Source organism: Grimontia indica, from assembly GCF_000333895.2.
Lineage (GTDB): Bacteria > Pseudomonadota > Gammaproteobacteria > Enterobacterales > Vibrionaceae > Enterovibrio > Enterovibrio indicus.
On the sequence record NZ_ANFM02000027.1, the window covers coordinates 127,818 to 140,713 of the forward strand.

Below are 12,896 nucleotides of genomic sequence, written 5' to 3' on the forward strand. Positions count from 1 at the left end.
CTGTTTATTTTGATTCTTGGAGATAATATGTTTGAAGCAATTCAGGAAGTGCTGGTGGCCTTGTGGAACCAGGATTTCGATGCGCTGCTGGCTCCCGGCAGCGCGACCCTAATCTACATCATCGTGGCCGTGTTGATTTGCCTTGAAAGCGGCTTTTTACCGGCGGCTCCCTTACCTTGCGACAGCGTGGTTGTACTGGTCGGTACTTTGGCGGCAGTCGGTGTGTTAACGCCTGCTATCGCATTCCCGCTGCTGATTGTGGCTGCTTCAATGGGAAGCTGGATGGCCTTCATGCAAGGTCGCTGGCTGAACAAGTTGCCAATGGTGCAATCCTGGCTGAAGAAAGTGCCGGAAAAGAACATGAAAACCGTCGATGCTTTACTGCGTCAGCATGGTTTGGTGGCTCTTTTTGCTGCGCGCTTTATTCCGGGTGTTCGCTCGATTGTGCCGATGATGATGGGCATCCGCGTGAAAGAAGCACCACGTTTCCATTACTTCGCGTGGTTGAGTGCGACCCTTTGGGTCTTCCTGCTGGCGGGCATCGGGTTCCTGCTGCCATCGCTGCCAGACGCGCTTGGACGTGCAGTAACCATGGGGCTGATGGCTGCTCCTGTTATCACGCTTTGTGCCGCGATTCTGACTGCGATTACCTGGCGAGTCCGCAAATTGCTGAGAGGCAATAAGCCCCCTTCAGCGCAAGCTTAACCCTGACCTATTTCATCGCCACGTCGCTTGCAAAACCGGCGTGGCTTTTCTGATCTTAACGAAGACGTTTTAACCCATGAATATACTGCGCCCACGACTGGATATTCCGTTGCTGATCGCGATTGTCTCGCTGATCACCCTTGGCTCAATGAGCGTATGGAGCGCGAGCGGCTACAGTGTGCCTACCCTTGAGAGACACGTCGCCCGCGCCATGATTGCGCTTCTTGCCTTACTGTTTTTCTCATTGATCCCCGCAAAAACCTACCGGGCACTCACGCCGCACCTTTTTGGTTTGGCGATTGTTTTACTGCTTGGCGTGATTGTGGCGGGGGACACGGTCAATGGTGCCAAACGCTGGCTCGCGCTTGGCCCAATCCGTTTCCAGCCTTCTGAAATTGTGAAAGTGGCGGTACCTATGATTGTCGCATGGCTGATAGTGCGAGATCCCGGCAGGCCGGGTCTGCAAAAGATTGGGCTTTGCGCGTTCGTCACAGCATTACCCGCAGGGTTGATTGTGATTCAGCCTGACTTGGACGGCGCGATCTTTACCGTGATGTATGCTCTGTTCGTGCTGTACCTTGCGGGTATGAGCTGGAAGATCATTGGCTCAGTGTTAGCAGCAGTTGCGGCGACAGTACCGGTGATGTGGTTCTTCTTTATGGCGGACTATCAGAAACTTCGCGTCACCCAGTTTTTAAACCCGGAATCAGACCCACTCGGCGCAGGCTATCAGATTATCCAGTCCCTGATTGCTATTGGCTCTGGCGGAGTGCGCGGTAAAGGCTTTATGCACGCCACACAAGGGCAGTTGGGATTTATCCCTGAAAGCCACACTGACTTTATCTTCTCAACCTTTGCAGAAGAGTGGGGCTTTTTGGGAAGTGCCGTCATGATTGCGCTGTATCTGTTTATCTCAGGCCGCGCTTTATGGCTGGCAGTCAACACAGCCTCACCGTTTTCCCGCCTAGTCAGCGGCGCATTGGCAATGAGCTTCTTCCTCTATGCCTTTATCAACTTGGGCATGGTAAGTGGTTTGCTGCCCGTGATGGGAAGCCCGCTGCCATTTATCAGCTACGGCGGCACCGCAATGATCACCCAAGGCGCATGCTTCGGCATCATCATGGCGCTGTGTTGCGGTAAGCAACCAGTAGAAGCGACGTGGAGTGCGCGGACGTTTAGTAAGGCTTAACTTGCTCTTGGGGACTTCCCCTTTTTAAGGGGAAGGTTAGGATTTGGGGGCTCTTATATGGTTTTGCCTCAACGTGAGTTAACGTTGAGGCCATCTGAGTGCTCGAATCATCCCACAAAGCCTGAATTTTTCTGATGCATTTCCTCTGTATAAAAACACAGGGGTATGTATATAGCAAAAATATGAACGCTTTTAATACGGGACGCCCGATTTCTCATTTTTGGGCCACAAGCCAATAAGTTAATCCACTGATTCTACTAAGCTATATGGTAAAGTGACTTAAGTGTACGCGGACTAAACGGGCGTCTCGGTTTTGTACTAAACGGGCTTTATGCCCACTAATAAGTTGTTATACGCTCCTAGGAATCAAGCATCGTGCAAACAGCTAGCATTGATAAATTCCCACTAAAGTGGAGATGGACTGAGGAAGAATATTGCTTACTTAGCCAAGATGAACTGGCTCAGATTACTCCATTGTCACAAGAATCAGCCAAGGAAGTTTGGGAAACATCATTAAAGTTCGCATCTGATAAAAATGACTTTTCTCCCAATAATGAGCTTTTTACTGATATTTCTAGTATTGAGGCAATCGATCAAAATAAAGTGAGAGAGTGGCTAGCTAACAGATTGCCAAAATGCGATATTATCGTTTCATGGCAACCAGATACTGCAGTTCTTACAAATACAGACTTGTTTATTCAGTACTGGGATGACTTTTGCTATGGTGCAAGTGATGACGTTTCTGTTTGGCCAAAAGATAAGTCGTGGGTACTTCACTACTGGCACGAAGAAGTGTTTTGGCATGGTAAATCAGCAAGCGTATAACACATATGAGCCCTTCTCCGGTCAATAGGCAATAGCATTCTTTTGGCTGCGCCAGCAGCCAATGCTCTCGAACAACAAAGTCGTCTACTTCGATTTTCCCTACCTGAAGTTATCTGAATCAGACGCTTTCGAGCACCAACCCTAACTCGCTTTTGTCCATACTCGTGCTAGGCCGATCTGCTCTGGCACGTTTTTGCCCAAAGTGAGTTAGCATTTCGAACAATCCAGCACTTGAATCGACGTACAATGGCCAAATTTTTCTATTGCATTCCCTATGTATAAAAATACAGGGATATGTATATAGTAAAAATGTGAACGCTTTAAATTCGGGACGCCCGATTTCTCACTTTTGGACCACAAGCCAATAAGCTAATCCACTGATTCTACTAAGCTGTATGATAAAGTGTCTTAAGTGTACGCGGACTAATCGGGCGTCTCGATTTTGTACTAAACGGGCTTTATGCCCGCTAATAAGTTGTTATGTTTCATGGAGGAAAACTTGAAAGCTCTATCAGTAGTTGAGCCGTGGGGAACAATGATCGCCAATGGATTAAAGTCATTGGAAATTAGATCATGGAGTCCAGAGCTACTACCAATGCTAAATGTTGCTTTGGTTCAAAATAACACACGTCTAACGAGAGACGGTGACGAAGATGTTGATGGTCGAGTTGTGGCTATTGTTGATATTGTCTCAAGTGAACCATGGGTAAAAGAGGACTGCAAACATTCAGGCTGTGATGAGTCAGAGTTTGAAGAGGGCTGGTTGGCATGGAAGTTAAAAAATATCAGAAAGCTAGATAACCCAGTGAGTGCAATAGCAAAACGTAAATTCTACGATTTGACAGATTCTGAGGCTATTGCCGTCAAACGTGAGTTAGAAACATAACAAATTGTTCAAGAGTGATTCGGCACGCGTGGCATTTTTACTATGCGTTGTGTTTGGTGTTTAAGGTGGTATGCGGGAGCTTCAGTATTGCGTTGCTCACACCTTAACAGGGCGTTAGACATATGGTGAACCCTGTCGATAATATTCAACCTGTAGATCAAGCATGTGAAGAATCTTCTTGGGAGGTTATTTATCTTTTAAGAGAACTTGGCCACCTTAAAGATCCCGAATCAATGACCATTATTCAAAAATACTTACTTGAATGCTGTAGGCGAATCTGGGAGCTACTTCCTGACTCTGGTAGTAGAAAAGGTGTTGAAGCTGCTGAGAAACTTTGTAGAGGTGAAATCTCATGGGAAGACGCTATGGAAACCGATTGGTATTCTGAGGGTTCGGCTTTTTTATTTGAATACGGCAAAGATACTGACCATGAAATTAGTGAGTATATTGGTCAAATTAACTTACAAAGAACTACTATAGGTCGTTTACTTGTTCCACCCGCTTATATGGGCGAAATTGATATCAAGGAATTGCTTATGGAAGCTGCGTACTTTGCAAATACAGCCCTAAATTATCCCGGTATTAGTTACGGAACTACAAAATCGCATTATCAATCAATGCGTGAAATCAGTAAATTCTTACCATTGGATTTGTTTAAAATAATGGTACCAAATTCTTTAATAAACAAGTTGGGTGAAAATATGCCTAACAAGTCATTGCAGCAGGACAAATAACAGTTGGCTTTGCTCCTGCGTCGCGATTTTAGCCAGCAATTATTTGCCTCTGAATGAGGCGTTAGCTATATGTTCAAGTATCTTTTATCAATTCTAATTCTGGGAGTTTCATTCATGGCGTGGTCAGAGGAAACATGGTCTGTTGGCGAAGCCACAATTCAAGGAAAACCTGTCGTTTATAAGTTTATGAATGAGTTTCCTGATGATAGTACTCGTTCAAAAATGGAGTGGCTGACTGTAGTTTCATGGAAGTATGATGGCTCTACTAATAACGGGATGCCGCCAAAGCATGTAAATGAACTCATGATCAAACTTGAAGATGGCCTTGAAACAATCAAAGGCCGCGAAGAGCTCTACTTCGACGTATACTCAGCGACAGGAAATGATCTTAAAGAGTTTGTATTTTATATCGCAGATAGGGAGATTTTCATGAAACAGTTTAATGAAGCCTTATCTGGTCATGAAGTTTATCCTATCGAGGTTAATTTCTATCAGGATAAAGAGTGGAGCGATCTTAAAAAGCTTCAGGCTGATTTCGGCATATAGCTAACAAACGCTTAAACCAAGGACGCAAAACAGCAGGCTTGCGCTCCTTTGTCGCTAATTTTAGCCTGCTATTTTGCGCCGGTTAAGCGAGGCGTTATACCTCAGGATTATATGAGTGAGATTGAGCTGAGAATCAATGAAATTGCCCAAGGTTTTCTTACGGGAGAGCAGGGCAATCTATGGTTCAAAAATTTGAAAAATTAGGAAAAGTCAGAAGCTCTGAGGTCCTTATCTAAGTTTATAACTCAGTCACACCCGACAAATGAAGAAGTAAGCAAGGCAATTGTTATATCTGGGTTAAACCCAAATTTCACACCATGCGTGTTAATAAGTAAGTTTGATCTCAGTGTTGCTTTGTACAAAATTATTCTGTTGCCAGATATCGAGATTGATAAATCTTGGTGCTTGCTTATGTCGCTTTTCACCATAAGTGATTCTCGTCGAAGAAGGCTGTCATGTGGGAAAGGGTGTAGGCACTGGTGGCACAACCTAAAATCGGTATAACAAAGTCATGAACGGGACGCTTTGTCAATGCGGCAGCCTTTCAAAGTGTTGTGAATACAAAGGATTAAAGCAATTTTGGCGGCTTGGTAAACGCCCGTTATTGCGACGTTAGGTGTATAGGAGGTTGAGGTGACACACGGAGGAGCAGGGGCAATTTTACCACTATTTATTCTGTTATTATTATCTCTATCAATCACCTTGATTTGGATCTTTCGTGGCCAAGGTAGCGCTAGAAAAAGGCGCGTTATAGGTTTTTCCCAAATAGCTATTTTCGGTATGGCAATAATTTTATTATTTTCTGATATTACTTATCTTCAAGACATTGGATTTGCAGCTGCTTTTTCTGTTTTAATAACTATGTTGTTTACACCCGTAGTATTAAAAAACAGATTGTAATATTCACCTAATGATAGCTAAAAGTGACTGTCCTTCTTTCGCTCTTTCGGTCCTTGTTTCCTACCGAGTCAGAGCAGTCAAAATCGCATCTAAAATTTCCTGATGATTTTCCGCTCGGGAAACCTGCCCCAGTTCCTGACAAAGTGCTTCTTCTCCTTCTAAGGCAAGGATGCTGAAACCACTCTCAGTACACTCAGAAATGCACTAAACTGGTTCGCGCCTGGAATGTCTTCAAGCGTTACTGAAGGAAGCTCAATCATTGATTGGGTAGGCACCAATGCAGGGTGTTGATTGGCAGACAGCTTAATCAACGTAATCGGATTGTCTATCACGGTCAGCGTATCGTCAGCAAAGGTGCAGTTAGCTCTGGGCTGATAACAACAACTGATCTCAGTTTGTTTTCAGTCTGAAGTGGGCGGAATTTTTCATCCGGTATAGTAGCAACGTCTATGTTGTTATTGCGTAACCAACGGCAGTCTATATTTTTGGTGCTGTCGCATGATGCCAGGTATTTCTCTGAGCTTATTTGGGCGCTGGATAGCATCAGCATCGATGTACCGCCCAGAAAAAAGCCGACACCGAAAACCTCACCCATATCCGCCCCGCCGAATAGTGCCTCAACCGATTTTAGTGTGTTCAGCCCAAGCTTCAAATCACTGGCTCTGAGTGTAATTTCATCGACTGCTTTGTCTGCCGTGATTTCGTTGGGTTCAGGAGGTTTTGGCACAACAACGATATAACCTTGTTGTGCCAAGCTTGATGCTATCCACCCACTGTGTGAAAAGGCTGACCGTGTTCGGCCTTGAGACAAGAGAACGATAGAAAATTTCTCACCAGCTAAAGGGGCATCTAACTGCGTTTCGACCACCTCAAAAATGTTGCTATTACCAAACGTAAAATTGGTTTTTCTTTGGTCGTGGGATACCAGTAATACACATCGACAGGCTTGTTTCTGTCACTGCTGAATACCGACTTTACCGTCAGCGAAGAATGGTATTTCTGTTCAGCGGCACTCACACTGAAGCACAACAGAGTTAACGCAAACGACATGACTAATTTGGTTTTCATTTTCCCTTGGCCTTCTAAGACGAATTCATAATCACGTATACCCAATCTAGCTAACGATGCTAGAACTCAGTTGGACTAGGTATTATATTTTGCAGGACGTTTGGAAAAATAACGTGCAGGGGACTCGCCGTAGACTTTGCGAAACATGGCAATAAAGTTGCTCGGTGTCGCGTAACCCAAAGCGAATGAAACGTCTCCGACGGATTTCCCACGAGCCAGCATTTCCATTGCGTGGATCAACTGTATCTGTTGCCGCCACATGTTAAAACTCATATTTAGCTCGGTTCGTACCAATCTTCTCAGTGTTCTCGAAGACGTAGCACCGATACTGGCCCAGTGCTCGACAGACTTTGTACTACCAAGATTATCCAGCATTGAATGGGCTATCCTTTGTAACCTTGGGTCTCTCGGTAGCGGAAAGTAAAGATTTTCATGGGGAGCGCGGCGAATTTCATTAAGAATAACGCAGAGAATGTGTGATTGGTCTGGCGAGACCTCCGTGGTTTTACTCCAACCTAGTATCCGGTTCGCAAGTACTTTAATCACATCATTCATACCGATAACGCATGGGGATTTTGGGAGTTGATGACAGGCAGAAGGTAAAAGTAACAGTGACCAACCTTTCACAGAACCATGAAAGTAGACACTGTGCATTGCTTCCGGTGGTATCCATCCTGCACGGTGAGGAGGCAATAACCAAGTCCCCTCTTCGGTGTTAACTTGTATCAGTCCTTCATCGATACAAATTAGCTGCCCCCGATAATGCTTATGGCTTGTATAGGGTCGCTGAGAGCGAGAGAGCTTGTCTTCACGTTCATGTAACCATTGTCGGGCAATGAGTTCGGCACCCTCCCTCCAATCGCTATAGTCACAATTATCACTCTGTAAACGCCGTTTCATAGATGGCCATTTTTCATTATTTAATGTCCGAATAACATTATCACAACATGTTAACGTTCACTTAGTATTTCAGAAAGCCAACCGAATGTCTGAAATGGAGTTCTTATGAACGAGTACCTGTTTATTTCCTACTACATAGCAGCAGGCCTCGGCATTGGGTTACTTGCCGGGCTTGTCGGTGTTGGTGGTGGAGGCATGGCCGTACCCATTTTTACCTTTCTATTCACAAAACAAGGAATTGGGCATGATGATGTGGTCCACCTAGCACTGGGCACATCAATGGCTGCGATGATTTTCACCACCTTTGGCAGCATGAAAGCCCATTTGAGAAAAGGAAACGTGGATACAAAAATGGCAACTAGAATGTCGGTCGCTGTACTTGTCGGAACATTTTTGGCCACTTTCATCGCATCGTATCTAAATGGGGTTTATCTGGCGGGATTCTTCAGCTTATTCATGCTTTATGTGGCTTTCAAAATGTTCAGGCAGAAGGAGTATCACTATAACGAGAATCCGCAAGGCCCGTTGGGGAATATTTTTACTGGCTTCTCAATTGGATCGGTTTCTGCGCTTGTTTCAATAAGCGGTGCTGGATTGACCATCCCTTACCTTGTCCAACAAAACGTTGAGATAAAGCGGGCAATTGGTACTTCTGCCGCTATCGGTTTTCCTATTGCACTGTCTGGCACCTTTGGCTATCTCATAAACGGCTTGCACAATACAGATATGAGCAACATGGTTTTGGGATACATTTATCTGCCAGCGTTGATTGCTTTTTCAATCAGTAGCTATCTAACCACGCATGTGGGTGTCCGTTTGGCCTACTATTTCCCAAGTGAAACACTCAAGAAATTCATCGGTATCCTTTGCGTCATGCTCAGTGCAAAAATGTTCTTTCAGGTGATTGGATAGCCTTGCACCCAGTCCAGCAAGGAGTACTCATGGAAACTTACAATCATACATATCGGTGCCACAACTTTTCACATAAAGACTTAAGTGCTCTCACGTTCACTGCTTGTACATTTATTCGCTACGACTTTCGACGCGCTGACTTGCGCGATACGACATTCGTCAACTGCAAGTTCATTGAACAGGGTGATATCGAAGGCTGCAAACGGCTGTTGGCAGGACAGGCACTTTTAACGCACCCCTTTCGAAGGGGAAGGTTAGGATGGGGTTTGGTCCTGAGAAGGTATTGTCGGGTGGACGACACTTGTTGCCAAGTGCCGTCTCCCTAAGAACCGTACGTGCAACTTTCACTGCATACGGCTCAAGCCTCCACAAAGGCATCGTTTGATACCCAGCAACTTATAACGCAGCCAGAGCAGGATCGTTCCAAGTAAGTCTTGGAACAGTCTTGGAAGGACAGACACTTTTAGAAAATGCTTGAATTATCAGTTTCATGCATACTTGCACGTTGCCTCATACCTGTTCATTTATCCAGCAGGGATGGGCCAGCTAAGTTAGTGTAAGTGAATTCAGTGAAGACGATAAGTACTCGAATTCACTATGACAACCGCTCGCGCCTCACTCATTAATGTTGATGCCACACCTTACTATCACTGTGTGTCTCGCTGCGTTCGTCGTTCATTTCTTTGCGGCTTTGATAACGCACAGGGAAAGTGCTTTGAGCACCGTCGAGGATGGATAGAGAAACGCCTACTCTCATTATCAAAGGCCTTCTGTATCGATGCGTGCGCCTACGCCATTATGAGCAACCATTACCATGTCGTTCTCCATATCAACATAGAGAGTGCCAAGGTGTTATCACCATTAGAGGTGGCTGAGCGGTGGTTGTCGTTTCATCAAGGCCCTGTGCGGATACAACGCTTTATGCGTGGCGAAGAAATGTCTGAAGCAGAAAATGAACGATGTCTGGAACTCATTGAAACGTGGCGAGAACGCTTGACCTCCATCAGTTGGTTTATGCGGCTTTTGAATCAATATATTGCGGCAGAAGCAAACCGTGAAGACCAGTGCACCGGGCACTTCTGGGAAGGGCGTTTTAAGAGCCAGGCATTGTTGGATGAAAAGGCGCTAGCTGCCGCGATGGCCTATGTTGACCTCAACCCGATACGAGCAGATATCGCCGATTCGCCTGAATCCTCTGAGTACACGTCGGTCAAAGCACGAATCGAAGCACTGAGAAATAACCAGGTTAATGCTGAAGGCTTACATGTATTCGCGGGATATCCGCGTAAAGACCAACCAGAAGGCATTCCTTTTCGGTTATTGGACTATCTGGAGTTGGTTGACTGGACGGGTAGGCAAGTTCGTGATGATAAGCGTGGCCAGATAGATACTAAGTTACCGCCGTTACTGGAACGCCTAGGGATTGAAACATCTCTTTGGCTGAGAACAACCTCAAACATCGAAGCTGGCAATATGGTGGGGACGGACAACGCCATAAAAGCAGCATTACCGCTTCTTCAGCGCCAAAGAGTGTCAGGAGTGCGCTTACCTGACAGCTAATCGTCCTCTCTCAATTCTGTCCTCAAACAATCAGGCCTGTGCCTGATGTTTCTGCTGCCCAAGACCGAGATAAATCTAGCCAAACTCCGTTAAGGCTCCAAAGCTAAGGCTTAATTTCGTAAATAGCTGCCTAAATTTGTGGTTTACCGAATGGGAGAAACATATTTGCCCATATTTCTATTGTTATGCCTGTCCTCATATAGTCTCTCATCATTAGCTTTGGGCTGCGATTGATCGTTTTAGTATGAACTTTCCCCGGATAGAAAAGACCCCTTTGAACGCTCTGTGTAGCAAAATAAAGGGTGTATCAGATCGTAGATACCTAGAAATTTCCTAGTGGTGTAATGTTATAACGTTTCATTTACTTCAAATTACTATGAGGAAAGTAGCGAGTTAAAAATCGCTGAGATATCTCATCCTCGTCATTGGTTGTTTAAATTTCTAGGGCGAAAAACGATGAACCGAACAGAACAAGTTCCTGTCACCGTGTTAACTGGATTTCTTGGTGCGGGGAAAACAACGCTATTGAATCGAATCCTTACCGAAAAGCATGGATATCGCTATGCCGTCATCGTTAACGAATTCGGTGAAGAAGGCATTGATAACGATTTGGTTGTTGATGCTGATGAAGAAGTCTTTGAGATGAATAACGGCTGTATATGTTGTACGGTCCGTGGCGACCTCATCCGTATCCTAAGTGGGTTGATAAAGCGCGCTGGTCAGTTTGATGCGATCATTGTTGAGACGACAGGTCTAGCAGACCCCGCTCCCGTGATTCAAACATTCTTTGTTGACCAAGACGTCGCTGAACGAACGAGGTTAGATGCCATTGTAACGGTGGCAGATGCTGTTCACCTTAATTCGCAATTAGCTGAACATCATGAAGCTGACGAGCAAATTGCCTTCGCTGACGTTATCTTGCTTAACAAGACTGATCTTGCTGAAGCAGGTGACGTTGAGAAAGTTGAAGCGCGTATTCGCAAAAGCAATCCCTCTGCAAGAATCATTCGAACAGCCCGATGCGACGCCCCTCTAAACGAAATTATTGGATTGGAAGCTTTCAGCCTCGAACGAGTGATGGAGTTCGAACCGGATTTTTTAGAGTCGGGGCATGCTCATGAGCACGATAATGATGTGACTAGCCTTTCTTTCACAACTGATACTCCCCTTGATCTTGAAAAATTCGAAAGATGGTTTGGTCGGCTTTTACAATTGCATGGACAGGACATCTTGCGTTCAAAAGGCATTCTCGACTTTGCAGGGCAAGAACAACGGTATGTATTCCAAGGAGTACACATGCTGATGGATGGTTCCATGATGGGGGCTTGGCCTGAAGGCAAGCCCCGCAGTTCCAGAATGGTGTTTATTGGGCGAAACCTAAACAGCATGGAACTGAAGGAAGGATTTGAAGCATGCAAGATAAAATAGCCCTAAGTGCGTTGGGTGGGTCGTCTCTTGGGCATGAAGCTGAGGAAACTTACCTTGAGAGCCGAGGCATTAGCCTAAAGATGGGGGCATCGGTGACTGGAGCCGTTTCGTTTGGTCAAGGAGTCGCTGCTGGGTTTGGTAGCGGAGAAATTGCTTTCTTTGGATTCGACGATGAGCCGGTTCTAGTTCAAGCTCACGAGAGTGTCGTCCTCTGTCTCACTACTGATGGGGAAAGCGTACTGAGCGGTGGTGACGACGGACGCTTTTTGCGGGTAACACCCGATGGCAACATAGTTGAAATCGCGACGTTTGGTACCAAATGGGTGGATTGTGTTGGGGCGGCGCAGGGTTTATTCGCTTGCTCATCAGGTCGAACGGTTTATCTTTGGTTTGATGAAAAGTCCTCACCTATATTGCTGGAGCACCCAAGCACTGTCGGTGGGATTGCCTTCGATGAACGTAGTAAACAAATGGCAGTGACTCACTATGGCGGCGTTACTCTATGGGAGCAAAAAAACGGTCAGTGGACGTCTTTGCTCTTACCCTGGAAGGGTGTTCATGGTGCCGTTGACTTCAGCCCGGATGGACGTTTCCTCATCACACTGATGCAAGAAAATGCTGTTCACATATGGCGCTTGACGGACGGAGCCGACCTTGAAATGTCGGGATATCCCAAGAAAGTGAAGAGCTATAGCTGGATGGGTGAGACACCATACCTTGCTACTTCTGGTGCGGATGAAGTGATTTGTTGGCCGTTTGATGGGAAGGATGGCCCACTGAGGCGCGCTCCTGTATGTATCGGTCGTCGTGGTGAGCAGGTGGTAACGTGTGTACGCGCTTTTTCTAGCGATAGTGCTGTGTTAGCGGGTTATCGAGACGGTGCTGTTTTTCTCTGTGAACTAGATGAGAGCGATGAAGCTGTCATACTCCGGCGCCCAACTGGCGCTGAGGTAACGGTGATTGCTCTTACTTGTTCTTGTTCCCACATGCTGATAGGAGACGCTGCAGGTTGTGTTGTTTGGGCTTCGTTGTGAATCAATAGCGATTGGCTGGAGATTAATGTTCATTGCGAAATTGAACTAGAGGTTGATTGAGCGTAAGCAATGTTGGTTGGCTTGCCTGAGCGATAGATTTTGCAAATAACCATTGCTGCTTTCCCACGTCTCTTAAAGGCAGATCCGAAGACATGTTTAAGGGTGTTCACCCAAAGAGAAAAAGCAGGGAATCCCCTGCTTTTTCTCTA

General features: G+C 45.7%; 14 protein-coding genes and 2 pseudogenes. 13 read left to right on the forward strand and 3 right to left on the reverse strand.

Annotation, left to right across the window (positions count from 1 at the left end; genetic code table 11):
• Window positions 1–27: 27 nt before the first annotated feature.
• The 8 genes and pseudogenes from D515_RS15620 (at window position 28) to D515_RS15650 (ending at window position 5,785) form a co-directional block, all read left to right on the forward strand.
• Window positions 28–705: a DedA family protein gene (locus tag D515_RS15620; protein WP_002539946.1), complete on the forward strand. Its 678-nt coding sequence runs from the start codon at window positions 28–30 to the stop codon at window positions 703–705.
• A 76-nt stretch (window positions 706–781) separates the two neighbouring features.
• Window positions 782–1,894, forward strand: a complete 1,113-nt coding sequence (gene rodA / locus D515_RS15625) for a rod shape-determining protein RodA (RefSeq protein WP_002539948.1) — start codon at window positions 782–784, stop codon at window positions 1,892–1,894.
• Between the two features lie 375 nt (window positions 1,895–2,269).
• The gene (locus tag D515_RS15630) at window positions 2,270–2,719 is read left to right on the forward strand and encodes a hypothetical protein (protein WP_039850188.1); all 450 of its coding nucleotides are present in this window, start codon (window positions 2,270–2,272) and stop codon (window positions 2,717–2,719) included.
• Window positions 2,720–3,218: 499 nt separating this feature from the next.
• Window positions 3,219–3,605 (forward strand): ASCH domain-containing protein, encoded by a 387-nt coding sequence (locus D515_RS15635; protein ID WP_160167792.1) that lies wholly within the window; start codon window positions 3,219–3,221, stop codon window positions 3,603–3,605.
• Window positions 3,606–3,727: 122 nt separating this feature from the next.
• Window positions 3,728–4,339: a hypothetical protein gene (locus D515_RS15640; protein ID WP_039850189.1), complete on the forward strand. Its 612-nt coding sequence runs from the start codon at window positions 3,728–3,730 to the stop codon at window positions 4,337–4,339.
• A 114-nt stretch (window positions 4,340–4,453) separates the two neighbouring features.
• Window positions 4,454–4,885 carry a DUF695 domain-containing protein gene (locus tag D515_RS15645; RefSeq protein WP_039850190.1) on the forward strand — a complete coding sequence of 144 codons (432 nt, stop codon included), beginning with the start codon at window positions 4,454–4,456 and terminating at the stop codon, window positions 4,883–4,885.
• Between the two features lie 216 nt (window positions 4,886–5,101).
• Window positions 5,102–5,389: pseudogene (locus D515_RS26440) on the forward strand (DUF5958 family protein); the annotation flags it as partial.
• A 129-nt stretch (window positions 5,390–5,518) separates the two neighbouring features.
• Window positions 5,519–5,785, forward strand: coding sequence for a hypothetical protein (locus D515_RS15650; RefSeq protein WP_039850192.1), 267 nt, complete (start codon window positions 5,519–5,521; stop codon window positions 5,783–5,785).
• 158 nt (window positions 5,786–5,943) lie between these two features.
• On the opposite strand, the gene D515_RS26210 is transcribed toward D515_RS15650, so the two are convergent.
• From D515_RS26210 to D515_RS15660, 3 genes are all read right to left on the reverse strand, one after another.
• Window positions 5,944–6,117: a hypothetical protein gene (locus tag D515_RS26210; protein ID WP_239643986.1), complete on the reverse strand. Its 174-nt coding sequence runs from the start codon at window positions 6,115–6,117 to the stop codon at window positions 5,944–5,946.
• 2 nt (window positions 6,118–6,119) lie between these two features.
• Window positions 6,120–6,539, reverse strand: a complete 420-nt coding sequence (locus D515_RS26215) for an alpha/beta hydrolase (protein WP_002539954.1) — start codon at window positions 6,537–6,539, stop codon at window positions 6,120–6,122.
• A 389-nt stretch (window positions 6,540–6,928) separates the two neighbouring features.
• Window positions 6,929–7,546, reverse strand: coding sequence for an AraC family transcriptional regulator (locus tag D515_RS15660; RefSeq protein WP_239643987.1), 618 nt, complete (start codon window positions 7,544–7,546; stop codon window positions 6,929–6,931).
• A 312-nt stretch (window positions 7,547–7,858) separates the two neighbouring features.
• Here D515_RS15660 and D515_RS15665 point away from each other — a divergent pair, with 312 nt between their 5' ends.
• The 5 genes and pseudogenes from D515_RS15665 to D515_RS15680 all read left to right on the forward strand — a co-directional run bounded on the left by D515_RS15665 (window position 7,859) and on the right by D515_RS15680 (window position 12,687).
• Window positions 7,859–8,665, forward strand: coding sequence for a sulfite exporter TauE/SafE family protein (locus tag D515_RS15665; protein ID WP_002539958.1), 807 nt, complete (start codon window positions 7,859–7,861; stop codon window positions 8,663–8,665).
• 29 nt (window positions 8,666–8,694) lie between these two features.
• Window positions 8,695–8,865, forward strand: a pseudogene (locus tag D515_RS26445) (fluoroquinolone resistance protein); the annotation flags it as partial.
• A 397-nt stretch (window positions 8,866–9,262) separates the two neighbouring features.
• Window positions 9,263–10,225, forward strand: coding sequence for a transposase (locus D515_RS15670; protein ID WP_039850193.1), 963 nt, complete (start codon window positions 9,263–9,265; stop codon window positions 10,223–10,225).
• A 456-nt stretch (window positions 10,226–10,681) separates the two neighbouring features.
• Window positions 10,682–11,653 (forward strand): CobW family GTP-binding protein, encoded by a 972-nt coding sequence (locus tag D515_RS15675; protein ID WP_002539964.1) that lies wholly within the window; start codon window positions 10,682–10,684, stop codon window positions 11,651–11,653.
• Window positions 11,638–12,687 (forward strand): WD40 repeat domain-containing protein, encoded by a 1,050-nt coding sequence (locus tag D515_RS15680; RefSeq protein WP_002539965.1) that lies wholly within the window; start codon window positions 11,638–11,640, stop codon window positions 12,685–12,687. Before D515_RS15675 ends, D515_RS15680 begins: the two co-directional genes overlap by 16 nt.
• Window positions 12,688–12,896: the final 209 nt, after the last annotated feature.

What these genes read in the sequence shown, in the direction of transcription:
- D515_RS15645 (WP_039850190.1), top strand. Translation starts at nt 4,454, where the DNA reads ATGGCGTGGTCAGAGGAAACATGGTCTGTTGGCGAAGCCACAATTCAA.
- D515_RS15665 (WP_002539958.1), top strand. Translation starts at nt 7,859, where the DNA reads ATGAACGAGTACCTGTTTATTTCCTACTACATAGCAGCAGGCCTCGGC.
- rodA (WP_002539948.1), top strand. Translation starts at nt 782, where the DNA reads ATGAATATACTGCGCCCACGACTGGATATTCCGTTGCTGATCGCGATT.
- D515_RS15620 (WP_002539946.1), top strand. Translation starts at nt 28, where the DNA reads ATGTTTGAAGCAATTCAGGAAGTGCTGGTGGCCTTGTGGAACCAGGAT.
- D515_RS15675 (WP_002539964.1), top strand. Translation starts at nt 10,682, where the DNA reads ATGAACCGAACAGAACAAGTTCCTGTCACCGTGTTAACTGGATTTCTT.
- D515_RS15680 (WP_002539965.1), top strand. Translation starts at nt 11,638, where the DNA reads ATGCAAGATAAAATAGCCCTAAGTGCGTTGGGTGGGTCGTCTCTTGGG.
- D515_RS15640 (WP_039850189.1), top strand. Translation starts at nt 3,728, where the DNA reads ATGGTGAACCCTGTCGATAATATTCAACCTGTAGATCAAGCATGTGAA.
- D515_RS15670 (WP_039850193.1), top strand. Translation starts at nt 9,263, where the DNA reads ATGACAACCGCTCGCGCCTCACTCATTAATGTTGATGCCACACCTTAC.